Genomic DNA, 25,295 nt, shown 5'->3' on the forward strand with positions numbered 1-25,295 from the left:
CCTACTCTCTCCCGCAAGCGGAAGAAATTTTGATTTTCTTTTCTCCACTAGAGAGTGGGGCGAAATTGGATCTCACTTAACCTCGATCCACTAAAGTTCCTTCTGCTGTATCCATAATAACCCGAAGCATGGTTCCTGGTTTATTAATATTAAAGACCCGAAGCGACATATTGTGATCTCGACATTGGCAAAACGCGGCGAGGTCCATGACTGCTAATTCTTTTTCTAAAACTTCTTGATAAGTTAAATATTTATAAAGTTTCGCTTTCGGATTCTTTGCTGGGTCTTCTGAATAAACCCCATCCACCTTAGTGGCTTTTAAAACCACATCGGCGCCAATTTCAATTCCCCGCAAACTCGCTGCAGAATCGGTAGTCACCAGAGGGTTTCCGGTACCAGCAGCAAAGATCACTACGCGACCTTTCTGTAAATGATGGATCGCTTTGCGCTGATGAAAAGCATCGGCCACGCCGGTCATGGGGATAGCAGATAAAATCCGGACCGGTAAATTGGATCGCTCAAAAGCATCCCGCAAAGCCAACGCGTTCATCAACGTGGCTAACATTCCCATATAATCGCCCGTTATACGATTGATGCCCACCTTTTGCAAGGAGGCCCCCGGAAGAAATTACCTCCACCGATAACAATGGCCACTTGCACCCCAAGTTGATAAACTTGAGTGATGTCTTTTGCCATACGATCCAAAACTTCAGGATCGATGGCATAGGTTTCTTTTCCCATAAGCGCCTCACCACTCATCTTTAAGAGTACTCTTCGATAAAGCGGTTTTAGCCCATTCGTCATTAACGATTTCCTTCTACTTGTGCCATTACCTCATCAGCGAAACTCTGTGAATCTTTCTCGATACCTTCGCCCACTTCAAAACGCACAAATGCCGACACTGTTGCTTTTTCCAATTTTAATAAATCGCCTACTAGAATTTCTGGATCTTTTAAAAAAGCTTGACCTTCTAAACTTATTTCTTTTAAGAATTTATTCAAGCGGCCGTCAACCATTTTATCAATAATGTTTTGAGGCTTGCCGCTTTCTTTCGCTTGTACTATCAAGATTTCTTTTTCCTTTTCCACCAGCTCGATGGGAACATCGTCCGGTCGGACGGCTCGCGGATTAAAAGCAGCGATATGCATGGCAATATCTTTAGCCAAGGTTAATTTCTTGGCCTCAAGTGCCACTAAAACTCCAATTCGGCTTCCATGGGAGTAATGACCAACAACACCATCAGAAGATAATAATACCACACGGCGAACTTGAATATTTTCGCCGATTTTAGTGATAAGCTCTCGTCTGGATTGCTCCAACGTAGTCGATAAGCCAGACTGATGAGGAAGAGCGAGAGTAGCGGCAACATGGGTAGTTCCTTCTGCTAACCCGCGATCGACAACGTTCTGAGCAAATACTAAAAATCCCTCATCCCGCGCCACAAAATCTGTTTGACAATTTATTTCCGCCATGCAACCTTTCTTGCCGTCATTGTTTACTGCAATAACAACTATGCCTTCCGTTGTCTTTTTGCTAGCGAGTTTAGCTGCTGTTGCTTCACCTACTTTCCGCAATTCTTTAATGGCGGCTTCCATATTACCATTGGCGGTTTGCAGGGCTTTTTTACATGCCATCATCCCTGCACCGGTGATCTCCCGCAATTCTTTAACCATGGCTACCGTAATTGTCGTCATTATTTTCTCCTTATTTACTTTCTGCTTCAGCTTTATTTTCTTCGTTTTCTACTTTTGCCTCTTCACTTTTTAATGATTTCGCGTTAGCCTTGAAGGGCTGTAATTTTCCTTTCGCGAAGGGGCGTGTTTCTGCTTTTTTCGCAGCAGGGAGCTTTTCAGTTTTCTCTCCTGCTGAAGGAACCTTTTCAGCTACTTTTGCCTTTTTAGTTACTACTTTTTTCACTGTGGTTTTTACTTTACTTTTCTCTTTTTCTTTAGGCTCTTCTTCTTTTTTTAACTCCAAAGCACTAAGAGCATCGATAATAATATCAGCTATTTCCTTACAGTAAAGGCGAATAGCACGAATAGCGTCATCGTTACCAGGAATAACATAATCAATGCCGTCGGGGCTCTCATTCGTATCAACCACACCTACGACCGGAATGCCTAAACGCTTAGCCTCTTGAATCGCAATCTTTTCATGGCCTACATCGATTACGAATAAAACATCTGGCAAACTACCCATATTTTTAATGCCGGATAAATTAGCCGCTAATTTTTCTTTTTCGCGCATCAAATTCAAGATTTCTTTCTTAGTCATCCCTACAAGGTTATCTTCGTTTTCCAAACGCTCTTCAAGTTCTTTTAAACGCTTAATCGACTGTCGAATAGTTTTGTAGTTGGTCAACATGCCTCCTAGCCAACGGTAATCCACATAAGGCATCCCACAACGAATAGCTTCTCCCTTCACGATTTTGCAAGCCGCAAATTTAGTTCCTACAAATAAAACCTTGCCGCGTTTTGAAGCCACATCCCTAATAAATGTCAATGCTTCTCGAAAAAGAGGCAATGTTTCTTCAAGATTAATGATATGGATTTTTTGGCGAGTCCCATAAATATAGGGAGCCATCTTGGGATTCCAATAACGGGTCTGGTGGCCAAAGTGAACCCCAGCTTCCAGCATTTGACGCATGGTTATATCGGTCATATTTATCTCCGGGTTAAAACCTCCATCTACCCCATAATCTAACCTGAGTTAGCAGGCACCCAAAATTATGTGTCGATAGATGTGTGAATTTGCTGCATCCTTATATATCACAAAGGAAGAAAGGATGGAAGATCAGGTTTGATACTGCAGCGTTCTGGCCACGGCCCTGAACTTAGCCAGAAATTCTTAATCGTGCAGAGGCCAATATGGAGCTTGCATCTTTTTGGATGAGGCCTCTATACTACTCCTATAAATGTTAATATCCATCAAAACACCTGAAGAGTTAGAAAAGATGCGGGTTGCTGGTCGTTTAGCAGCCGAAGTACTTGAAATGATCGAGCCTTATGTAAAACCTGGCATTTCTACCGATGAGCTTAATACAATTTGTCACAACTATATCACGAATGTTCAGAAAGCCATCCCTGCGCCTTTGAATTATTTAGGGTTCCCGAAATCCATTTGCACATCGGTTAACCATGTGGTGTGTCATGGAATTCCTGGCGATAAAAAATTAAAAGAAGGCGACATCATTAATATTGATGTGACTGTTCTGAAAGATGGCTACCATGGCGACACGAGCAAAATGTTTACTGTGGGCAAAATCTCACCTCATGCGGAGCGACTCATTCGCGTTACGCAAGAATGTCTTTACATTGGAATTTCCATGGTAAAGCCAGGAGCACGATTAGGCAATCTGGGTGCAGCCATCCAAGCTCATGCGGAAAAAATCACTATTCCGTTGTTCGAGAATATTGTGGCCATGGCATAGGTAATGTCTTTCATGAACCTGAATTGCAAGTTCTTCATTATGGTAAGCTTGGGACCGGACTTACTTTAGAACCGGGGATGACATTTACGATCGAACCAATGATTAATGCTGGCAAACGCCACGTTAAGCTGCTTAATGACGATTGGACAGTTGTCACCAAGGACCGCCGATTATCAGCTCAATGGGAGCATACGCTCGTGGTGACTGAACATGGCTATGAGGTTTTTACTTTACGTAAAGGAGAGGAAATTAAAACCTAACAAAGAGGACTCTCAATGTCTAAAATTATTGTTTTCGATTTCGGTGAAACATTAATTCCTATCCATCTTCATAATAAAATAACAACTAAACAAAAAGGTCAACAATTAAGATATCAAAATCTTATCTCGGTCCTCCGGAAAAATCTTTATTGAAGAAATGATCCGCTCTTATCCTCTACCCAAAATATTTGGTTAGTACCCCAACGGAAATAGATGATCTTTCCAATGAACGATTCAAAAAATTAGGATAGGAACCGCGATATCAGTCATACAGCCGACCCTATTTTCCGCGCTCTTGGAGCAACTTTTTTGAGCCTGCCAATTGACGAGCAATCTTTTTATTTAGCAGTGCGATTTTTACAATGTGTAAAATTAACCGAGGAAAATAAATTTATAAGGAAAGGCAAGCCATCCCCCCATTAGAGTTATTGCCATACTCAAATAACGTTGTATGCTCTTGTCACATCCCAAGCCAACAATCAGTTTAACAATAGAGATATACCCTAAGATAAGGAAGTGGCTCCCCCGTTACGAACGAGTTGAGAGTGCTATTCAGGCTTATCGGAAAACCATTTCCCCCGAGGGGTATAGAAGCTTTTAATTATAATATACCGGTTACCCCCCTGATAAGGGGGGTAACCTTAGTTACTGACAAGAATATTGCGTTGCTTCGGCTTAAACTTTTAGGGAAGTAAAAAATGGTCCATTAGCGATGGTAAAAGTTACCAAATCCCCACAGGTATTTTTGATTTCATGAAAACAGTTAAAAAATTTTAGAAAGGACTGACCTCAGAGGAGACGATAAAGGAATTTAAGCAAATATCCACGAATGCCCTAAAAAGAAAAACATGCTTCTTTTATTCACTTACTTATTTAATAAACGCGATCCAGATACTCCAAATGCCTACAATAATATTTCTACTTGGTCGCAGAAAAAATTAGAGAAGTTCTCCTCTCCATCTTTAACTCTTTCGTAAAGAAGAATAAGAATACGAGCGAGCAATTGTTTCAAAACCTTCTTGCAATTCTTCGAAGCTTCTGTCTCTAATAATATTCTAAGGACAATGGCATTTTAGGTTGTTTAAATTGATGGGTAATGACTCGCAGATGTCTGCTTATTTCTTCTCTAAAAATGAATCGATTTTTACACCGTGAATATTTATCTAGAATTTTCTAACTTACTGCTTTCAAAATAACGAAACTAATAAAAGCAACCATCTTCCAAGAGTCGCTAAAAAAGAAAAATACATTTCAGTAATTCTTTTGAAATAAGGGATTATGGAATCACAAAAATTTCACTGACTAAGAATTTTTCCGTTTCTTCATTGGAACGCAAGACGATCTTTTTAATAGGGTTTAACCACTATCGTAGTTCCGATCTGCATAAAATCTCTATTCAACAATCGCGCTGCCGAAGGGCCACACGGATGCACCCATGACTGACATTGGCAGCAGGCACATGATTAGAACTATGGATTACATAATATTTTGCTGAAAAATATATAATAATCTATACGGATACGGGCATCCCCTATACGGTTGTTGAACGACATTAGCTGAACCTTTACATATAACCCTATAACCCCCCAACGGGAAATCCGATAGGATCGTTTAATGTCAGCGCAATAATGAACGCTACCGGAAGCCAACCTACTGGACACACTCAGCCTATTTTCATAGGCATACCATTGGTGAATTCTCGGATTGAAGATAAAAACTACTCCATGAGCGGCGAGGACTATTTTGTGTTTTGTACTTCTTTTGAGAATACGGATTTAGCAGCAAAATACCCTTGGGAAGCCTCATTCCATGCGGTATTTGTCAGCGATTCACAGATAGGAATAGCTTTTATAAACTATTGTGATCCCATCATTAATAATCCAGCCGATACTACTATCTACTAATAACCCATTTTTCATGAACAAACCTCCTTCCTATCGAGGCAGTCTAAGAACCTTTCCTCCACTTCTGACATACCTCTATATACCTTTACATATATATGTACAAATATAGAACAATGGACTAAAGACAAATTGAAAAGAGGGCTAGTTTCAAGAAACCATTCCCTCAAGAGAGAGTATCGACAAGAATCAGCTAACTTCTGCTTGCATTCCAGGCCGAAAGAGGTATTTTTGAACAACAAAATTGATGCAAAACAATAGGATATCAATGATAATTTTAGCGTCGATAATATGGATATGAAAATATGTGGTTAATAGCTGAATGGTTCGATAGGAAATTAAGAAAATGCCAATAGCCAATAACAAGTATCGAAAGGCTTCTCGTTTCAATAAGCCTTTTTCCAAGGAACGGTAAACCAAGTATTTATTGAAATAAAAATTAAAAGAACCCGCAATTAAACGGCCAATCACGAGAGAACTGAGTTTTTGATGAGTAATCAATAAGTAACACAGTGCAAAAACACCCACATCCATGAGGAAGGAAGTCAGTCCCACCACGATATAACGAAGAAAGAGAAAATAAAATTTAAAGAATTCTAGTAGTTGAATCGATCGGGGTGATTTCGTTTCCGTCAATTTCAATGAACCGACTATCCTGTTGCTTCAGCAACCCCTTGACCAATTTCGGCTGGTGATTTAACCGTAAAAACACCCGCAGCTTCTAAAGCGGCATATTTATCCGCGGCAGTTCCTTTTCCTCCAGCAATAATAGCTCCTGCGTGCCCCATCCTTTTACCTGAGGGCGCGGTCACTCCAGCAATATAGGAGACCACTGGTTTCTTTACATCAGACTTAATAAACTCCGCCGCTTCTTCTTCTGCTGTACCGCCAATCTCACCCACCATTACTATGGCTTCTGTTTGGGGATCCTTTTCAAATAACTCCAACACATCAATAAAACTGGTGCCCGGAATAGGATCACCACCGATACCCACACACGTACTTTGACCAAAATCCAATTGTGTGGTTTGATTCACAGCTTCATAAGTCAAAGTTCCTGAGCGAGAAACAATACCGACTTTGCCTGGCTGATGGATATGCCCTGGCATAATTCCAATTTTGCACTCCCCTGGTGTAATAACCCCAGGGCAATTTGGCCCAATTAAACGTACATCAGGATGCTGTTTAAGATAGACTTTAACGGTCAGCATATCAAGAATAGGGACTCCCTCAGTAATGCAAATTATCAAACTTATGCCCGCATCGATGGCCTCAATAATAGAATCTTTACAAAAAGGTGCCGGAACGAAAATCATAGTAGCATCAGAGCCTGTTTTATCTACAGCTTCATGTACGCTATTAAAAACAGGTAATCCTAAATGCTCTTGCCCCCTTTCCCCGGTGTCACACCACCTACCATTTTTGTTCCATATTGCAATGCTTGCTCGGAGTGGAAAGTACCATTTTTTCCAGTAAAACCTTGGCAAATTACTTTGGTTTCTTTATTAATTAAAATACTCATTATGCTGTCACACCTTTACTTGTTCGACGATTTTTTTCGCGGCATCTGCAAAACCTTTTGCAGCAACGATATTCATTCCACTCTCTGCAAGTTTTTTTGCACCCAATTGAGCATTGTTTCCTTCTAAACGAACGACCACTGGAACATGCACACCCACTTCTTTGACTGCACTAATGATACCTTCGGCGATTAAATCACATCGAACAATGCCGCCGAATATGTTTACGAGAATTCCTTTGACATTCTTATCTGAGACGATAATTTTAAAAGCTTCGGTTACCCGTTCTTTGGTAGCACTTCCAGCCACGTCCAGGAAATTAGCCGGCTCACCGCCTGCCAGTTTAATAAGATCCATGGTAGCCATGGCAAGTCCTGCCCCGTTCACCATACAACCAATATTACCATCCAATTTGATATAACTTAATTTCCATTGTTGTGCTGAGGCTTCGTGTTCGTCTTCTTGGGTTGCATCACGCATTTCACGAAGTTCCGGTTGACGATAAAGCGCGTTATCATCCACATTTAATTTTGCATCTAAACAAAGAAGTTCACCTGAATTAGTGACGACGAGAGGATTAATTTCTAATAAGCTCAGGTCGCGTTCGATAAATAATTGATACAGCCCAATAACAATATTCGTAAATGACCACATTTGGGTAGAATCTAAATTTAGACCAAAGAATAATTGCCGACATTGAAAAGGTTGTAATCCAACTGCACGATCAACAATTTTTTTTAAAATTTTCTCGGGAGATTTTTCCGCCACTTTCTCAATTTCAACACCGCCCTCCGTGGAAGCGATAAAAACAATCCGCTGAGAGGAGCGATCGATTACCGCGCCCAAATATAATTCTCGAGCGATATTAGATGTTTTTTCAATTAAAACCTGATTTACCGGTTGCCCACGTTCATCTGTTTGGTAGGTAACTAAACGCGTTCCTAGTAACGCTTTTACAGCGGCCTTTAGCTCTTCTTTATTCTGGACTAAACAGACACCGCCTGCTTTTCCACGACCACCTGCGTGCACTTGGGCTTTAACTACCCAACGATTACCACCAATTTTACTGGCCGCATCGACAGCTGCTTCCGGATTAAAAACCACTTTGCCTGGAGGTACAGGAATGTTGTATTCTTTTAATAGATCTTTTGATTGATACTCGTGTAAGTTCATGTTTGTTTCTCTTTTTGTTTTTCTTCCCTCATCCAACCACTCCCTTTTGAAGGTTAGAATGTGGGATTATCATCATATCCCCAATACCAAACGGGCCGGATCCTCCAGTAATTCCTTAATAGTTACCAAAAATAAAACTGCTTCACGGCCATCGATAACGCGGTGATCGTAAGATAAAGCCACTAACATTATGGGCCGAATAACAATTTCGCCATTTTCTACAACAGGTCGATCCTCAATTTTATGCATTCCCAAAATAGCAGTTTGAGGAGGATTAATGATTGGCGTAGATAAGAGAGATCCGTAAGTTCCTCCATTGGTAATTGTGAACGTTCCCCCTGTTAATTCGTCAATTCCCAAACGCCCTTCTTGAGCTCGAGAGCCATATTCCCGAATTTGCTTCTCAATATTAGCCATGCTCATATTTTCCGCATTTCTGAGAACAGGGACCACTAAGCCACGTTCCGTACCTACCGCAATCCCGATGTCGTAATAATTGTGATAAATAATTTCGCTACTATCAATCGAAGCATTTACCATCGGAAATCTTTTCAGCGTTTCAACTGAAGCTTTCGTAAAAAATGACATTAAGCCTAAGCGAACTTTGTATCTTTTCTCAAATTCATCCCGGTATTTTTTCCGTAAGTCCATTACTGGTTTCATATTAATTTCATTAAAAGTAGTTAATAATACAGCTTCTTGCTGTACTTGAATTAAGCGTTCCGCGATTCGTTGACGAATGCGAGAAAGAGGAACACGTTTTTCTGTCGGATCCCCTTTTCCAATTTCTTTTTCAGCTTTTTTTCATCAGGTTTTGCTTTTTGACTTTCTAAATAATCCTCCACATCTTTTTTTGTAATTCGTCCTTCTTTCCCACTCCCTTCAATTTCGTTAACATCCAGACCTTTTTCAGCAACTAATCGGCGAACAGCGGGACTCAGCTCACTCTCACTTTCTTCAGATTCTTTCTTAGTTTTTTCTTCTTCTTCGCTCTTTTTTACTTCATCTTCATCTTTATCTTTTTTCTCTTTTTTTCCTTTCTTAACTTCGCCTTCTCCATGGTCTTCTTCGAATATTGCAAGAATTTCGCTTGACTTAACAACTCTGCCCTCTTTAACCTGTATCTTTTTGATAATACCATCTTTTGGTGCTAGGACTTCTAACATTACTTTATCAGTTTCTAAGTCGACTAAGTTTTCATCCCGACAAATGGAATCACCCTCCTTTTTGTACCATTTTGCCACCGTGGCATCGGTAACGGATTCGGGGAGCATGGGAACTTTAATTTCAATTGTGGCCATGTTAAATTTCCTCTTCGAGCTTTAAAGCTTCATTAATCAATTTGTTTTGCCATTTTAAATAAAGTGCTGGATAACCCGCGGCCGGTGCAGCTGAAGCAGGCCGTCCTACATAATCCAAAGTTTGATTATTTTGTAAACATTTTGCGAGTCGATGGCAAGTACAGAACCAGAACCAAGCGCCTTGATTCTTAGGTTCTTCCTGACACCAAATTACTTGTTTCGCGTTGGAATATTTTTTAAGTTCCGTTTTTAATTCATCATAAGGAAATGGATATAATTGTTCAATACGAATCAAAGCAACATCATTTAATTTATTCTCGCGCCGTTTGGTTAACAAATCGTAATAAACTTTACCGCTGCAAAGTACAACCCGTTTTATTTTTTTCAGATCCTGCTTATCAATTTCAGGAATGATTAATTTCAATTGGTTACGAGTTAAATCTTCTAACGAAGAAACCGCCAATTTATGACGCAATAAACTCTTCGGCGTCATAACAATTAAAGGTTTCCGATAAGGACGTAATACTTGACGTCGCAATAAATGGAAAATTTGTGCGGGTGTGGTAGGAACACACACTTGCATATTATTCTGAGCACAAAGTTGCAAGTAACGCTCTAACCGAGCCGAAGAATGCTCGGGACCCTTGCCTTCATAACCATGCGGCAAAAACATCACTAAACCAGAGAGGCGATTCCATTTTTGCCATCCCGAACTTATAAATTGATCAACAATCACTTGAGCCACGTTGGCAAAGTCACCAAATTGCGCCTCCCAAATAATTAATGACTTTGGGTCAGCAGTGGAATAACCATATTCAAACCCTAGTGCGCCGGTTTCACAAAGTAAAGAATCATAAATATGCACTTTTGCTTGCTTGGAATTTAAATGTTTTAAGGGCTCATATTCTTTTCCAGTATCTTGATTAAAAACAGCGGCATGTCGATGAAAAAAAGTACCTCGTCGAGAATCCTGTCCCACCAATCGAACTGAATATCCCTCTTCCAACAAAGAAGCATAAGCAATCATTTCACCGAAACCCCAATCCATTGGAGTTTTACCTTCGGCCATTTCGAGTCTTGCCTCATAAATAGCGGCGACCTTGCGATGAAGTTTAAGCCTATCAGGCAATGTAGCGAGCTTTTCTCCAAGTACTTTTAATTTTTTCAATGGAACAGTGGTGTCTACCACAGTAGCCCATTCTTGGGCAAGGTAGGGAGTCCAATTGGTTGCATAATGCGTCGACAAACTATCGGGAAGAGTCTCTACCACTTGTCGTCCTTCATCAAGACGAGTGCGATATTTTTCTGTCCATTCATCGACTTCTTCAGAAGTGCAAATCTTTTGGTTAATAAGTTCTTTTGCATAAAGCACTCGAGTAGTAGCGTGCTCTTGAATAATCTTATACATCGCAGGTTGAGTCGGCACTGGATCGTCTACCTCTTGGTGGCCGTGTCGTCGATAACAAACAAGATCAATAAAGATATCTTTATGGAATTCCATTCGATAATCCAGCGCCAACTGGGTAACTGCAATCACGGCTTCAGGATCGTCACTATTAACATGGAATACTGACGCATCGAGCATTTTCGCTATATCGGTGCAATATAAGGAGGATCGCGCGTCTTTAGGATTGCTGGTAGTAAAGCCCAATTGATTATTCAAAATAATATGGATAGAACCACCCACATAATGGGCTCGTGTTTGCGACATGTTGAGCGCTTCCATGACAATACCTTCGCCCGCAAAGGAAGCATCTCCATGGATCATTACAGCCATAGCGTAATCCGGATTTTGTCCATTCTTTCTTTCTTGGCGTGCCCGCACAGATCCCATTACTACGGGACATATAAATTCCAAATGCGAAGGGTTAAAAGCTAACGATAAATGAATCGAACCTTCATCGGTTTTTACATCTCGCGAGTAACCCCGGTGATATTTTACGTCCCCCGACGTCAAACCATAATCTTTTTTGCCTTCAAACTCTTGAAATAATTCAGCAGCCGATTGACCCATAATATTCAATAACACATTGACCCGACCGCGATGGGCCATGCAAATTACTACTTCATCTAATTTCTTGCCCCGAGCCCGTTTGACCAGTTCGTCTAAGAGGGGAATTAAACTTTCACCACCTTCCAAAGAATAGCGAACTTGGCCTACATATTTCGTATCGAGGTATTTTTCGAGAGTTTCTGCTGCTACCAATTGCTGTAAAATATTTCTTTTAACTTCTTTATCAAAATCAATACAACCCAGTCGATGTTCTACATAATCTCGCAACCAATGTCGCTCCCGCTCATCTGAGATGGTACTGAATTGCACACCAATAGAACTGCAATAAACTTCGCGTAAATGTTTATATATCTCTTTTAAGGTTGCTTGAGGTTTATCTAAAAAACCCCCTGTTGAAAATGTTTCTTTAAAATCAGATTCCGTTAGGCCGTAATGATTTAATTCCAAGCGGGGATCTACTGGTCGATTGCCACCCAAAGGGTTAATCTTCGCGTTGAGATGACCAAATCGCCGATAAGCTTCAATTAATAAATCAACCGCCGTTTGCTTGGTGGCCGATGCTGCACTTGGAGCAGCAATATAAGTTTGCCATGCTAATTCACGAAATTCTTTTTGATTACTGGCATGTGAAATGTCCGGTACAGGAGTACCTTGTGATAAGGATTGAAAATAATGGCGCCATTCTTCATTAACACTATTGGGATCTCTAAGAAAACTTTCGTAAAGCGTTTCAATGTAACCAGCGTTGTTATCAGCTAAATACGAACTTTTTTGAAATTGTTCCATCACCGTTTCTTTTTGCATAATTTTTTATTTTCTCCTAAGCCACTATTCGACTTTCTTACGTTCTTTCGAGAGGTTAGATTCGAGAGGTTAGAGGCGATTTTAACTTACTCACCACTTTCTGTTTCACACAGCATCTCCGTACGAATTTTTCGAATTGCTTTCGCTGGATTAAGATTCTTCGGACACACAGTTACACAATCCATAATGGTTCGACAACGAAAAACACTGTAAGGATCTTTCATTGCATCTAAGCGTTCTTTTTTCTCAGTATCCCGATTATCGGCAATAAATCGATAAGACCATAACAATCCCGCGGGTCCAATAAATTTATCAGGATTCCACCAATAAGAAGGGCAAGAAGACGAACAGCAAGCGCACAAAATACATTCGTAGAGCCCGTCTAATTTGGCGCGATCGGCAGGGGATTGCAACCGCTCCTTTTGTGGGGTCTCTTGATTGTTGAGAAGGTAAGGTTTTACTTTTTTGTACTGAGCATAGAACTGCTCCATATCGACAATTAAATCACGAATAATAGGAAAACCCGGCAAAGGCCGAACCACTACTCGATCCGGCAAGGTTTTCAATTGCGTTACACAAGACAAGCCATTTTTACCATTAATATTCATTCCATCCGATCCACATACTCCCTCCCCACACGAACGACGCAAGCCGATATCTGGGTGATTTTCACGAATTGCTTCCAAAGCATTGAGCAACATTTTCCCGGGTATCGTGGAAACATCCAGCTGATAATCCTGCATATAAGGCTTTTTATTCGTTTCGGGATTGAAACGCATTATAGAAAACGTCATCACTCGAGATTTTTTATTCATACCTTAATCTCTCGCTTTGGGTAAAAATGGTTCCATTTTCTTAGGTTTCATATTAACAGGACGGTAATCAATGCGCCCATCTTGAAAATAAACCGTATGTTTTAGCCAATTGACGTCATCACGCTCTTTACAATCGTAACGGGAATGAGCTCCTCGGCTTTCTGTACGTTGCTTGGCACAAACGGCCGTTGCGCAAGCCACTTCAATTAAATTGTCAAGTTCTAGTGCTTCCACCCGTGCATTATTAAATCTCCGACTAGTATCCGTCAATTTTGCTCGCTGTAATCGTTCTTGTAATTTTTCTAAACGCTTTAGTCCTTGGTCCATTTGTTTCTCATCTCGGAAAACACCAAAATCTTTTGACATAGCTTTCGTCATTTCTTGACGAATTGTCACTGGATTTTCCGTATTATCTGATTTTTCCCAACGTTTGAGACGAGCTAAAGCGCTATCAATATCATCGGGATTTTCAGCACGATGCTTTAATTCCATCTTTAATGCTTCTTGCAAATACAAACCGATTGCTCGGCCGAAAACGACCAAATCTAATAGGGAATTCGTTCCCAACCGATTAGCTCCATGGACAGATACACAAGCACACTCACCGGCAGCAAACATACCTTCAACCACTTGGTCATTACCGCTCTCATCCACGGTTAGGGCTTGTCCATGAATGGTAGTAGGGATACCACCCATCATATAATGACACGTGGGTAAAATCGGAACGGGTTCTTTAATGATGTTGACGTTAGCAAATTTTTTCGAAAGCTCAATAATACCGGGTAAATGCTCTCGCAATACTTTTTCCCCTAAATGGTCCAATTTCAATAAAACGTGATCCTTCTTTGGACCTACACCATTCCCCGCCATAACTTCTTGTAAAATAGAACGCGAAACAACATCCCGACAATCAAGGTCTTTTAAATGGGGTGAATAACGTTCCATGAACCGCTCACCATCTTTATTAATAAGATATCCACCTTCACCACGGGCCCCTTCAGTAATCAAACACCCCACTCCGTAAATACCCGTAGGATGGAATTGCCAAAATTCCATATCCTGAACAGGCAAGCCGGCTCGAAGAGCCATTCCAATTCCGTCTCCAGTATTTGTATAAGCGTTACTAGTGGTTTCATAAATACGACCTGCACCGCCGGTTGCAAAAATGGTCGCTCGCGATTTAAAAAAGACCAAATCACCCGTTGCCATATTCAGAGCAATTAGACCTACAATCCCGCCCTTGATCCCACGGACCAAGTCAATTCCATACCACTCGTTATAAAAATGAGTTTCGGCTTCGACATTTTTTTGATAGAGCGTATGCAACATCGTATGACCCGTTCGATCCGCGCAAGCGCAGGTACGACATGCCATTTCTTTTCCAAAATCACGGGTGTGTCCACCGAAAGCACGCTGATAAATACGACCATCGTCTAAGCGAGAAAAAGGAAGACCATAATGCTCTAATTCGTATACGGAAGGAGGCGCTTGTTCACACATGTATTGGATGGCATCCTGATCACCCAAATAATCAGAACCTTTTACGGTATCGTACATATGCCATATCGGTTTATCGGGAACTACATTTCCCAAAGCCGCTGCAATACCTCCTTGCGCAGAAACAGTGTGAGATCGAGTGGGAAAAACTTTTGAAACAACAGCCACTTTATATTCTCGCGACTGCGCCATTTCTAATGCAGTGCGCAATCCCGCACCACCTGCGCCTACAATCAAGGCGTCATATTTTTTAACTTGGATGGAATTCATACCTACCTCACCGCACTATCCACAAAAATTCAATGGCCCATATAAAATAAGCAACTAATAGCAAGCAGACAATTGTCTCTAATGCTAATCGGGTTGGCTTATTTTTTACATAATCGGTGAAAATCGTCCACATGCCGATCCATGCATGCCATAGCACACTAAAAATCACTAGTAAGGTAAAAATTTTCATGGCCAAATGTGTAAATAAGGAATGCCATTGCGCATAAGAAATGGGGTGGTGTATAAGCAGAAAAATGATGAGAAAAACGGCATAAATACCGCTCAACAAAGCGGTGATGCGCTGCACGAACCAGTCGCAATAACCGCGCCGGCTTCTCTGGTCTACCATATCCACACTCCTGCTAATATAGCGATAAATGAAATCACGAAAACCATATAGGCTGTGATGCGCCCTTCACGGACAGATTCCCCGAAACCAAGATCCATTACCAAGTGGCGTATGCCAGCAAATAAATGAAACAAAGTGGCAGAAAACGTGATCCATACGGCAACTTTTAGCCAATGATTATGAATGAGCAATTGTTGCAAATCCCAAAATGAAGCTTCCGATAGCGTAGCTTGATGCAGGAGATAAAACATTAAAGGCATACATAAAAAGAGAATAAAGCCAGAAATTCGATGGCAAATCGATACAAGGGCCATCGGTGGAAAATGAAATTTAGTCAGATCAAGATTAACTGGCCGTTCGGTACACATCCCATCACTCCATTTTAGAAATCTGTTTTTAATCAAAGGGATAGCGCTATTTTGCTTGCGCTACTTGGCTTACTGATTATAACGACATTATTAAAAGAACACAAACCGAGATTTGATGTGGCTGAAGGAAGAAGTAGCTTCTTGAGTATCAATTCCAAAAAATTTTTCTTAAAATTGGTCAATCTTTGAAAACAAATTTAGAATTAACTATATCGTTCGTTATCTGCTATGAGGAGCATCCATGACCACGTCTACAGCAAAACTCTCTTTTGGTAATCAATCTGTTGAATTTCCGATTCAATCTCCCGTTTTAGGTAAAGACGCTATAAATATAAAAACTCTCAGTAAAGCTGGTATTTATACTTTAGACGTAGGTTTTTATTCAACCGCCGCTTGTGAATCTAAAATTACTTTTATCGATGGTGAACAAGGTGTTTTATTGTATCGAGGTTACCCCATCGATCAACTAGCCGAATCCTGTGACTACATGGAAGTTTGTTGTTTACTTCTGTATGGCGAGTTACCCAATAAAAACCAAAAAGAAAAATTCGTTCACTTTGTTAAAAACCACATTAGTGTTTATGAACAAGTAACTCATTTCTTTGATGGCTTTCAACGTAATGCTCACCCAATGGCTATGGTACTTTCTATAGTGGGGGCGTTATCGGCGTTTTATCACGATGCTCTCGATATTAAAAATCCCGAGCATCGAGAATTATCGGCTATTCGTCTGATAGCAAAAATGCCCACTCTTGCCGCAATGAGTTATAAATATTCAATAGACCAATCGTTTATACATCCCCATCAGGATATGTCCTACGCCGAAAATTTTCTTCATATGATGTTTGGGACGCCTTATGAAGAAAAGCTCCCGGATCCCGTATTAGTTCGTGCAATAGATCGGATTTTTACATTGCACGCTGACCATGAACAAAATGCTTCCACTACTACGGTCCGCGTGGCGGGTTCTACGGGCGCCAATCCATTTGCATGTATTTCGGCGGGAATTAGTACTCTGTGGGGACCGGTACATGGTGGGGCCAATGAAGCTTGCCTTAATATGCTCCAAGAAATAGGCCATGAAAAGAATATTAATAAGTACCTTAAAAAAGCAAAAGATAAAGATGATCCTTTCCGTTTAATGGGTTTTGGCCATCGTGTTTATAAAAACTATGATCCGCGAGCAAAAGTAATGCAGCAAACCTGCCATGAAGTTTTGAGTATGGTAAATAAACAAGACGAGACACTATTTAAATTAGCAAGAAAACTCGAAAAAATTGCGTTAGAAGATGACTATTTTATTAAAAAGAAACTTTATCCCAACGTGGATTTTTATTCGGGTCTTACCCTAAATGCTATTGGAATTCCTTCTAATATGTTTACAGTGATTTTTGCTTTATCGAGGACCGTTGGTTGGATTTCTCACTGGATGGAAATGATGAGTTCGGATCAACCACTCGCTCGTCCTCGCCAATTGTATATCGGTGAAAAAGAACGGGATGTAATTCCCTTAAAAGAACGGAAATAATTAATCTAATGCTTTATTATCTAAGTCTTCCGCGCCTTTGCGTGGTTTGATACGCGGGGTCGTCGCCTAAAGATAAAATTTCACGTCCACACTTGGCTCTGGATGGGATAGTCTTGAATATTATCTCCATGTTGGATATAAACCTTTTGTAAGGGCGGCATCGGAAAAGCGATAACGTTAATGAGCGTATTGAATCGACGATTGCCATAATCGTAGAAGTCATATTCCGCAAAAAACTTATCCATTGCCCAACATCACGAATAAGCCATAAACCGAGAACAATTCCCCAAAGACTATAACGGAAGTTTTGTTGAAAGAAGTTGTCGTCGCGGGTGGGAACACTATGAAAGAGGCCAATTCTTGCTTTAATCGGGCATAAGAACCACCTATTTTGGTGTAAATATGGGTGGATAGGCGTAAAATTTATTACGAAAATTGCAGCGAGGTCAAAATTGTATTTTATACGCAACGTGGTATTAACGAGGGGAGTCCCGCGAGTCCCATTCCGCTCAATATATCATTGCTGAAGTTAGTTTTCCGCGAATTGCCCAACCAACATAATAAGGGATACAAAATGATACTGCGCGCCGACATGTCCTCTCTGATGAAAATTACTGGCTATAAGTTTCAACAAATGCTGGGATGCTAGTGGCATTTACATAGATTCCTTGGTAATCAAAACTTCCCACACAAATACCACCAAATCCACCAATATAAACTGTCCACGGCAAGAAAAATGGAACTTCAGATCCACCTGTCAACGCGTTATTCGCGAAAAAATTGCTCGCCAAGACAAATAAGTGCCAAGCATTTTACGTGTTGTCGTATCTTCATAAACCTGACTCCTTTTATCGGCATAACGACTCAGTCCAAAAATTAAAGGGCGAAACCAACAGCCAAACCCACGCGAATCGTATAAACATCTATTTGGGTATAAGTTTCAGAAACAAACACGGGAGAAGGACTAATAGCGTTTAATGTGGGCAAATTTTTTCCCCCATAGTCATAAGTAATCACATTCCGCAAAGAGACTAACGCAACGTCGAAAATCTTAAGCAATTCCTAAGTCAGCCACATAGCCCTACAAGGATTTTCTTATTTTTTGTTGTAAAATTGGAATCAGTAAAGTTACAGCATCAGATTGATTTAGAATAAATTTTTGCCACAATTCAGCATAAGAAACACTAATTTTTCTATAAATATGAGTGTGAGGCGTTAAATCGGCAGCAAAAGCACGGGTAAAATCTACGTTATTCCTATTATGCCTAATTCGGAAATTATTTTGAGGCACAAAACCAAAAGCTGTCGATACTTGTGCGAAAGCATTATTGTTTCCTTGTTAGCTGTTTCGTTACCTGCTTGCCTCCAACCCCGATTGTAATACCGCTTATCAAAATGATACTACTGAACTTCCACTTGAGCACCTATTCCATAACCGAATTGTTGTGTGTAGGAATTAAAAATTTGTATGGACGAACCGGGAGGAAAGTTAACCACAAAATTAACCTCCTGCTTAAAATCTACACCATAAATAGCACTAAAAGCTTCGACAGATAAATACCCAGAGGTTAAGAGAGGGAACTTCGAGACCACCCTCAAAGGAGTTGCAAGAAAAAAATAGCGAAGAAAGAAAATAAACTGGTCTCAATGAATTTTACGCTCCCTCATAAACTCATCGATTTAACCCCCTTTTAACGATTACTTTCGAATACTACTCGACCATTGGTAAATATTGAAGACATTGACAATAATAATTAAAATTATCCATGTGTATAAAGCAGCCATTATATCGTCAATCATGACACCCAAGCCGCCTCGAATATTTTTTTCAAGCCAACTAATAGGCCACGGTTTCCAAATATCGAATATGCGGAATAAAATAAAACCGATTACAATGAAATACCAAATTTTCGGGATAGCAATCATGACAAATAAAAATCCGACTACTTCATCCCATACAGCAGCTGGATGATCGAAAGTGTCAAAGTGACGATTCGTAATATCACAAATAATTACTCCAAAAATAAAAAGAACGAGTGCAATAATGCTATAAGTAAGCAAAGAAAATCGGCTCAAAAAAAGATAAAAAACCACACCCAACATTGTGCCAAACGTACCTGGCATCCAGGGTATTGCACCCACACAAAATCCACAAGCAATAAATTCAATAGGGTTCGTCCACATGCTTTGAGGAACATTATTTTTTTCTTAAAAATGCTCATAACCTTTTTTTACTATCTTTAATTTTTGCTTTTGATCATCTACTACTGAAAAAGTTCTCCCTTCTATAATCTCACCAATACATCGGTATTCACAATCCAAATTTTTAAAAAGTTTTTCTAATTGAGAGCTTTTTTTATGGGGCACCGTAAAACAAAGCTCATAATCATCCCCTGATGTCAAAGCATAATTCCAGGCTTTTTTTAATGAACAATATTGTTTTAAATTTTTAGATAAAGGAAGCTGATCGGTATGAATTTTAGCGCCCACTCCACTGGCTCGGATAATTTTCTCGAGGTCGGCCACCAATCCATCTGAAATATCAATTGCCGCACTCGCAATTCCACGCAAAGCCAAGCCTGCTTTAATACGCGGGGAAGGGCAATGTAATCGTTTTAATAAAAAGGGATCAATTTTTTTGTGTTTTTGATTTAATAAATCTAATGCCAAACCAGCATCTCCTATCGTTCCTGTCACATAAATTAAATCGCCGGCTTTGGCGCCGCTTCTATAAATAGCCTTTCCCTTCGGGACCATGCCGTTAACCACTATGGATATGCAAAGTGGTCCTGTCGTTACGTCACCTCCTATCAAAGAAACTCCGTATTGTTCTGCTAAAGAAAAAATCCTTCCGAAAAATCTTCGAGCCACTTTTTATTAGCTTTTTCTAGGGTCAATGCCAATAATGCGGTATCTGGTGTTGCCCCCATTGCCGCCAAATCACTAAGATTAACCGCTAATGCTTTATAACCTAAATCGCGAGGTAAAATATTTACTGAAAAATGAATATCTTTTACCAGAGTATCTATTGAAGTTACTATTTGTGTATTGGGGAGTATTTCTATTACGGCGGCATCATCACCAATACCTGTTATAACGCGTTTTGATTTACTTTGTCGAAAATAGGTATCAATAATTGAAAATTCGGATAATGCCATTCGCTGATAATATCATTCTCTTTTTAAAAAATCTTTTATATTTCTTAAGGATATTTTTTCTGCCAAAAGGGCAAGGAAATTAAATTAAGATTAAAGAATGATTAAATGAATAAGATACAGTTGGAATCTCAATTAAGAATTGATATCCTTTATGAAGTAATAATTTCTTGCTTAGCCAAGGGAAAATAGGGACACAAAGATAGCTTCCCTTAATTTGAATCTTAAAACATTGATGTCGTTAGCCAAAATTAAATGCTAGTGAATTAGCTCGACGAACCAGCATAGCACAATCGATTATTCATCGATTATCTACTGGCCAAAACACTAACCCGAAATTGGCTACAATAAAACCCATCGCCAGATATTTCTTAGTCAATACTTATATTTCTACCGATGACAATGTCAGTAAGCTGGCTTATAAGCTTAGTTATTAAAGGCTGCACAATGGAGCCTTTATTCCCAAAAGGAACCACTATTATCGTAGAACCTAACCATAGTTCCAATAGGATTAAAACTAGTTGCATACCCAACAGAAAGCACTTAAGTTACAGCTATGAAAAAAGTGCTGTTGTACTAATTTCCGGAGGTATAGAACTTCGCCAACCTGTCTTGCTATTGCCACACACAAAGAGGATTCGATTGTTATGGTCTCACATTCAATTATGGGCAGCGCCATCAAGCCGAACTCGCCGCGAAAAGACTCGCTCATCATTTTTCAATTAAAGAACATAAAATATCTCTCTCGATTTGGGCTCAATAGGCGGGCTCCACTTCCGTACCTAATTTATCAAGGTGATGGGAATATTCCGATTACTTATGTTCCTACTCGAAATACCATTTTCTTTTAATCACGCTGGGCTGAGTGAAAGTTTTAAAAGCTTCTGATATTTTTATTCTGATATTTTTATTGGCATTAGTGCTGTCGATTATTCTGGCTACCCGGATTACCGCCTTGAGTACATTACTACTTTTCAGCGTCTAGGAGACCTGGCTACTAAGCAAGGTGTCGAGGGAAATTCCATACAAATTAATACGCCGTTTATTCATTTGGATAAAGCCCAATCTATTCAACAAGGCTTAATCTTGGACCTGGATTACCAATTAACAGTAACTTGCTATCACGCGAACGAAAAAGGCGAAGCTTGCAGACAGTGCGATAGCTGTATTTTACGGTTAAAAAATTCTACACACTGGGAGTTAAAGACCAAGCAAAATACGCTAAGAACTGTTGACAGCCGCTATTATTTTTTATTCCGATTTCGCTTTCGAAATTTTTTGGGACCATGTGGTCCGCGACCTCTTGGCATTTTATACCCCTTTTCTTATCTGATTGCTTAATACATCCAAAACCGCATTTACATACTTATAGCCTTCCTGGGCACCGAATTCTTTCACTAATTCCAGTGCTTCGTCAATGATTACCTTATACGGCACATCTCTTCGATGAAGCAACTCGTACGTGGCCAAACGTAATACTGCGAGTTCTACAGGATTTAAAGCGCTAATATCGCGATCTAAATGCGTCACCATCAATTCCTCAATAAGAGCAACATGTTGGATGGTTCCCGTTACCAAATCTTTAAAATAAAGAAGATCTGCATCAGAAATATCATTTTCTTCAGAAAATTGATTAACTAAAGCATCCGTTGGAGTTTCCCAAAAAGCCCATTGATAGAGGGCTTGTAGGCCATAGCGCCGCGCGTTGTGGCGTTTATTATTTTTCATTAGATTTTTTCTGCTTTCTCTGCAAATGACGAATTTCATCGGGAAATGCATTGATGTTTTGAAAGCTGCGATAGACGGAAGGAAATGGCACATAAGCAACTTTATCTAAAGCCTGCAATTCTTCCATTACCAACTCACCCATCCACTGAGAACTCACTTCACATTCTCCGCTCGCTCGCAATTTATGAATGATACGTTGAACAGCAGCTTCAATTTGCCCTGTACTAATAGGGTGTTTTTCTAACGCTTTCAACAATCCCCCATGGAGCTTTTCTTCATCAAATGTACTGCGTTCAGCCGTCCCGTTTAATAATTCGTGGTAGGTTTAATTCAGGCATTTCAAAAGTAGTAATAAACCGTTCTTGGCATTTTAAACACTCACGGCAGCGACGCACTTAGGCGCCTTCTTCTCTACTAATCGCGAATCAATTACCTTGATATCTTCTGCGTTACAAAAAGGACAATACATTAGTGGAGCACCGTTTCTTGACTATATACGGGAAACTGCTGAGTTAATTTTCTTACTTTTTCTCTGATATTAGCAATTACATTTTTATTAGTTAGATCATCTAAAATATCGCAAATCCAATGGCTCAGTTGTGAAACTTCTTTTTCTTTAAAACCCCGCGTAGTAACGGCTGGCGTTCCAATTCGAAGACCGCTTGTAACAAAGGGTGAACAAATTTCTCCAGGTACTGTGTTTTTATTAACAGTAATATTGGCCTGACCCAGTGCCAGCTCTGCGTCCTTCCCCGACATTTCTTTATCTAATAAGCTCACGAGAAACATGTGGTTTTGTGTGCCACTTGAAACAATAGCATAATTGCGCTCCATCATTATGGCCGCCATCACTTGAGCATTTTTTAAAATTTGTTGTGCGTAAGATTTAAATTCCGGCTGCATGGCTTCCTTAAACGCTAGAGCCTTTGCAGCGATCACATGCATCAAAGGACCGCCTTGTGAGCCCGGAAAAACCGCCGAATTTAAGCGCTTTTCCACTTCGGGATTTGCCTTAGCTAAAATCAGTCCGGAACGAGGCCCTCGCAGCGTTTTGTGAGTGGTGGTTGTCGTCACGTCTGCAATGTTAACGGGAGAAGGATAAACTCCGGCTGCCACCAAGCCCGCCACGTGCGCAATATCAGTCATAAAATAAGCATTAATATTATCAGCGATTTCACGGAAGCGTTGCCAATCTACTATCCCAGAAAAAGCCGAAAATCCTGCCAAAACCACTTTTGGCCGGTGCATCTCAGCTAACTGTGCTACTTTATCGTAATCAATATCGCCTTCTAAATTTAGTCCATAGTGAACCGCTTTATAAAATCTGCCCGAGAAACTCACTGGTGTACCATGTGTTAAATGTCCTCCATGTGATAGATCCATAGCCAACAAGTTATCCCCGGGATTCATGAGCGCCATGTACGCTTCTGCGTTAGCTTGCGAACCGGAATGAGGTTGAACATTGGCGTAATCGGCCTTGAATAGGGTTTTTGCCCGATCAATAGCCAATTGCTCAGCAATATCAACGAATTCACAGCCCCCATAATAACGTTTATGAGGATAGCCTTCCGCATATTTATTCGTTAGTACAGATCCCTGAAGCTCTAACACCCGAGGACTCACGTAATTTTCTGAAGCAATTAACTCGATATGTTCTTCCTGCCGTTCCTCTTCGCCCCGAACTGCTTGAGCAAGTTCAGGATCGAAGGCTTCTACCGTGAGACTGGGATCGTACATTTACAGGCTCCTTAGTTAGACTAAAGTTAGACTAATAGCACATTCTACCTGACCCCCAGAGATAATAGAATAGCAATTGGACTAAGGGTCCGTATGAGAAAGGAGACGAGATCCCTCTCGGGGGGAGAGGAGGGACTTGAATCTACGAAGTGCTCAGTGCCACTTTCGCAAGCCTATCGCAAACCTGATTCGTGATTTTTATAATGACATTCCAGCCCGACAAACACAGCACGACACCCAAGGAGGCAAATTATTCCAGTTAAGGAAAGAATAAAACCCTCCACTCCCAACCCAAGAGAGCAATGAGTGACAGAAATTCAATGGCATTTCTTCTTCTCTCTTGGCTCACGTAAACCGGCAGTCCCGGAATCACCCCTAAGCCTGCTCTGGAAGGTAGTGATTGAGCGGTTGAATCACAGTGGGTTTTTTTGCCTCTTACCTCACTCGAAACGGTCGTTTAAGAAACCTCTGTGAGGGGAAGGCTAATTTTCCCTCGGCAATTGCCCTAAAATCCCTCGGACGTGTTCCGAATGGCCGAGTCTTGTTCATAGTAGTTGGCCATTTTCTCAGCCGTTCGTTTTAGATCGCTAAAAGAAACTCTCTACTTACAATAATCCGGCCCACCCCGATTCCATTCGGCACTTGATTTCAATCAAATCCTCTTCATCAATCCTTTGATTGCCGATGCAATGAGTGAATTACAGCATCTAATTCTTCATGAAGAAATCGAGCGGGTCCGTAACCGGGCAATAATATAAATTCATCACATCGGAAATAATTAATTCTAATTGATGGCGGTGCTCTTTAGCACTTAATCGTAAATTCCGTAGCTCTAGCTCTGGGTGAGCTGTGGGATATCCAGAGGTTTAATCATTTCTAACAAAAGCTTATATGTTTCAGCATCGATATATCGATACGCGCGCTCTCCCTTCCCTAATCGTGTAGATTTCTCCACTATAGCGACAAGGGATATCCGATTTCTCTTTAATCGTGTAATCTCCGGGAGAAATAAAATGACCCCCTCTTGATCTGTTTTTTTGAAGCATTTGAAGCAACTGAATAAAATAGTGTCATATTTTTAATTTTTAAAAGCGCCAAAGCCCAAACTTCTTATAAGTTATTTCTTTTAAGCTGTTGTAATGAGTTTCATAGTCTTGCTAGCACCCAAACCTGAATAGATTCGGAGGGTTCCTTGGTGTGTTAAATGTGTTAAAACGTGTGTTAAAAATAATTGGACCCATTCTTCATCTTTGCCTTGCACAATCATATCGCTTACTAACGGTGTATATAAGAGTGAATTAACTTAACTGTTAAATCTTCATTACGTCGGCGATCTTCTTCAGATAAGGAATCATTAAAATCCAATCGAAATATTTTACGAAGTCATTCTCGACTTTCCTAGTCGGAAGGGTTGACGACTCATAGTAACCAGCCCATAAAAGTTG

22 protein-coding genes and 6 pseudogenes are annotated in these 25,295 nt (G+C 40.3%); 6 read left to right on the forward strand and 22 right to left on the reverse strand.

What is annotated here, in order from left to right:
• Positions 1 to 76: 76 nt before the first annotated feature.
• The 3 genes and pseudogenes from pyrH to rpsB all read right to left on the reverse strand — a co-directional run bounded on the left by pyrH (position 77) and on the right by rpsB (position 2,661).
• Positions 77 to 804 (reverse strand): annotated as a pseudogene (pyrH, locus tag MRH55_RS06615) (UMP kinase).
• A complete protein-coding gene (gene tsf / locus MRH55_RS06620) occupies positions 804 to 1,694 on the reverse strand; it encodes a translation elongation factor Ts (protein WP_304985397.1) in 891 nt (296 codons plus the stop codon). The pseudogene pyrH and the gene tsf overlap by 1 nt, the downstream one beginning before the upstream one ends.
• A 10-nt stretch (positions 1,695 to 1,704) precedes the next feature.
• Complete coding sequence (gene rpsB, locus MRH55_RS06625; protein ID WP_304985398.1) at positions 1,705 to 2,661, reverse strand: 30S ribosomal protein S2; 957 nt, start codon at positions 2,659 to 2,661, stop codon at positions 1,705 to 1,707.
• Between the two features lie 253 nt (positions 2,662 to 2,914).
• Here rpsB and map point away from each other — a divergent pair.
• Positions 2,915 to 3,690 (forward strand): annotated as a pseudogene (gene map / locus MRH55_RS06630) (type I methionyl aminopeptidase).
• A 1,628-nt stretch (positions 3,691 to 5,318) separates the two neighbouring features.
• A complete protein-coding gene (locus MRH55_RS06635) occupies positions 5,319 to 5,594 on the forward strand; it encodes a hypothetical protein (protein WP_304985399.1) in 276 nt (91 codons plus the stop codon).
• 186 nt (positions 5,595 to 5,780) lie between these two features.
• On the opposite strand, the gene MRH55_RS06640 is transcribed toward MRH55_RS06635, so the two are convergent.
• The 9 genes and pseudogenes from MRH55_RS06640 to sdhC form a co-directional block, all read right to left on the reverse strand.
• Positions 5,781 to 6,227 carry a GtrA family protein gene (locus tag MRH55_RS06640; RefSeq protein WP_304985400.1) on the reverse strand — a complete coding sequence of 149 codons (447 nt, stop codon included), beginning with the start codon at positions 6,225 to 6,227 and terminating at the stop codon, positions 5,781 to 5,783.
• A 14-nt stretch (positions 6,228 to 6,241) separates the two neighbouring features.
• Positions 6,242 to 7,113 (reverse strand): annotated as a pseudogene (gene sucD / locus MRH55_RS06645) (succinate--CoA ligase subunit alpha).
• 7 nt (positions 7,114 to 7,120) lie between these two features.
• The gene (gene sucC, locus MRH55_RS06650; protein ID WP_304985401.1) at positions 7,121 to 8,284 is read right to left on the reverse strand and encodes an ADP-forming succinate--CoA ligase subunit beta; all 1,164 of its coding nucleotides are present in this window, start codon (positions 8,282 to 8,284) and stop codon (positions 7,121 to 7,123) included.
• A 72-nt stretch (positions 8,285 to 8,356) separates the two neighbouring features.
• Positions 8,357 to 9,585, reverse strand: a pseudogene (odhB, locus tag MRH55_RS06655) (2-oxoglutarate dehydrogenase complex dihydrolipoyllysine-residue succinyltransferase).
• 1 nt (position 9,586) lies between these two features.
• Positions 9,587 to 12,385, reverse strand: coding sequence for a 2-oxoglutarate dehydrogenase E1 component (locus MRH55_RS06660; RefSeq protein WP_439647898.1), 2,799 nt, complete (start codon positions 12,383 to 12,385; stop codon positions 9,587 to 9,589).
• Between the two features lie 104 nt (positions 12,386 to 12,489).
• Entirely contained in the window at positions 12,490 to 13,218 is a 729-nt protein-coding gene (locus tag MRH55_RS06665; protein ID WP_304985403.1) for a succinate dehydrogenase iron-sulfur subunit, read from the reverse strand.
• Between the two features lie 3 nt (positions 13,219 to 13,221).
• Entirely contained in the window at positions 13,222 to 14,985 is a 1,764-nt protein-coding gene (gene sdhA, locus MRH55_RS06670; RefSeq protein ID WP_304985404.1) for a succinate dehydrogenase flavoprotein subunit, read from the reverse strand.
• Between the two features lie 7 nt (positions 14,986 to 14,992).
• On the reverse strand, positions 14,993 to 15,340 hold the full coding sequence (gene sdhD, locus MRH55_RS06675; RefSeq protein WP_304985406.1) for a succinate dehydrogenase, hydrophobic membrane anchor protein: 348 nt from the start codon (positions 15,338 to 15,340) through the stop codon (positions 14,993 to 14,995).
• Positions 15,328 to 15,702 carry a succinate dehydrogenase, cytochrome b556 subunit gene (gene sdhC, locus MRH55_RS06680; RefSeq protein WP_369421147.1) on the reverse strand — a complete coding sequence of 125 codons (375 nt, stop codon included), beginning with the start codon at positions 15,700 to 15,702 and terminating at the stop codon, positions 15,328 to 15,330. Before sdhC ends, sdhD begins: the two co-directional genes overlap by 13 nt.
• Before the next feature lie 241 nt (positions 15,703 to 15,943).
• Here sdhC and gltA point away from each other — a divergent pair, with 241 nt between their 5' ends.
• Positions 15,944 to 17,230, forward strand: coding sequence for a citrate synthase (gene gltA, locus MRH55_RS06685; RefSeq protein WP_304985408.1), 1,287 nt, complete (start codon positions 15,944 to 15,946; stop codon positions 17,228 to 17,230).
• Positions 17,231 to 17,310: 80 nt separating this feature from the next.
• Here gltA and MRH55_RS06690 read toward each other — a convergent pair whose 3' ends face one another.
• The 6 genes from MRH55_RS06690 to MRH55_RS06715 all read right to left on the reverse strand — a co-directional run bounded on the left by MRH55_RS06690 (position 17,311) and on the right by MRH55_RS06715 (position 20,388).
• Complete coding sequence (locus MRH55_RS06690; RefSeq protein ID WP_304985409.1) at positions 17,311 to 17,475, reverse strand: hypothetical protein; 165 nt, start codon at positions 17,473 to 17,475, stop codon at positions 17,311 to 17,313.
• 366 nt (positions 17,476 to 17,841) lie between these two features.
• Positions 17,842 to 18,021, reverse strand: coding sequence for a hypothetical protein (locus tag MRH55_RS06695; RefSeq protein ID WP_304985410.1), 180 nt, complete (start codon positions 18,019 to 18,021; stop codon positions 17,842 to 17,844).
• Positions 18,022 to 18,106: 85 nt separating this feature from the next.
• Positions 18,107 to 18,289 carry a hypothetical protein gene (locus MRH55_RS06700; RefSeq protein WP_304985411.1) on the reverse strand — a complete coding sequence of 61 codons (183 nt, stop codon included), beginning with the start codon at positions 18,287 to 18,289 and terminating at the stop codon, positions 18,107 to 18,109.
• 639 nt (positions 18,290 to 18,928) lie between these two features.
• The gene (locus tag MRH55_RS06705) at positions 18,929 to 19,414 is read right to left on the reverse strand and encodes a phosphatidylglycerophosphatase A family protein (protein WP_304985412.1); all 486 of its coding nucleotides are present in this window, start codon (positions 19,412 to 19,414) and stop codon (positions 18,929 to 18,931) included.
• Between the two features lie 24 nt (positions 19,415 to 19,438).
• Entirely contained in the window at positions 19,439 to 20,044 is a 606-nt protein-coding gene (gene thiL / locus MRH55_RS06710) for a thiamine-phosphate kinase (RefSeq protein ID WP_304985413.1), read from the reverse strand.
• A gap of 20 nt (positions 20,045 to 20,064) precedes the next feature.
• Positions 20,065 to 20,388: a thiamine-phosphate kinase gene (locus tag MRH55_RS06715; protein ID WP_304985414.1), complete on the reverse strand. Its 324-nt coding sequence runs from the start codon at positions 20,386 to 20,388 to the stop codon at positions 20,065 to 20,067.
• A 232-nt stretch (positions 20,389 to 20,620) separates the two neighbouring features.
• Between MRH55_RS06715 and MRH55_RS06720 the strand changes: the two are divergent.
• The 3 genes and pseudogenes from MRH55_RS06720 to MRH55_RS06730 form a co-directional block, all read left to right on the forward strand.
• Positions 20,621 to 20,877 (forward strand): annotated as a pseudogene (locus tag MRH55_RS06720) (helix-turn-helix domain-containing protein); the annotation flags it as partial.
• Between the two features lie 115 nt (positions 20,878 to 20,992).
• On the forward strand, positions 20,993 to 21,148 hold the full coding sequence (locus MRH55_RS06725) for a 7-cyano-7-deazaguanine synthase (RefSeq protein WP_304986164.1): 156 nt from the start codon (positions 20,993 to 20,995) through the stop codon (positions 21,146 to 21,148).
• A 152-nt stretch (positions 21,149 to 21,300) separates the two neighbouring features.
• Positions 21,301 to 21,726 (forward strand): 7-cyano-7-deazaguanine synthase, encoded by a 426-nt coding sequence (locus MRH55_RS06730; RefSeq protein WP_304986165.1) that lies wholly within the window; start codon positions 21,301 to 21,303, stop codon positions 21,724 to 21,726.
• On the opposite strand, the gene nusB is transcribed toward MRH55_RS06730, so the two are convergent.
• The 4 genes and pseudogenes from nusB to MRH55_RS06750 all read right to left on the reverse strand — a co-directional run bounded on the left by nusB (position 21,697) and on the right by MRH55_RS06750 (position 24,805).
• The gene (gene nusB / locus MRH55_RS06735) at positions 21,697 to 22,113 is read right to left on the reverse strand and encodes a transcription antitermination factor NusB (RefSeq protein WP_304985415.1); all 417 of its coding nucleotides are present in this window, start codon (positions 22,111 to 22,113) and stop codon (positions 21,697 to 21,699) included. The two genes, MRH55_RS06730 and nusB, sit on opposite strands and share 30 nt — an antisense overlap.
• Positions 22,103 to 22,582: pseudogene (gene nrdR, locus MRH55_RS06740) on the reverse strand (transcriptional regulator NrdR). Before nrdR ends, nusB begins: the two are co-directional and overlap by 11 nt.
• Positions 22,582 to 23,850 (reverse strand): serine hydroxymethyltransferase, encoded by a 1,269-nt coding sequence (glyA, locus tag MRH55_RS06745; protein WP_304985416.1) that lies wholly within the window; start codon positions 23,848 to 23,850, stop codon positions 22,582 to 22,584. The pseudogene nrdR and the gene glyA overlap by 1 nt, the downstream one beginning before the upstream one ends.
• A gap of 832 nt (positions 23,851 to 24,682) precedes the next feature.
• The gene (locus MRH55_RS06750) at positions 24,683 to 24,805 is read right to left on the reverse strand and encodes a hypothetical protein (protein ID WP_304985074.1); all 123 of its coding nucleotides are present in this window, start codon (positions 24,803 to 24,805) and stop codon (positions 24,683 to 24,685) included.
• Positions 24,806 to 25,295: the final 490 nt, after the last annotated feature.

Origin of the sequence: Coxiella-like endosymbiont, from assembly GCF_030643785.1 — a bacterium.
Taxonomy (GTDB): domain Bacteria; phylum Pseudomonadota; class Gammaproteobacteria; order Coxiellales; family Coxiellaceae; genus Coxiella.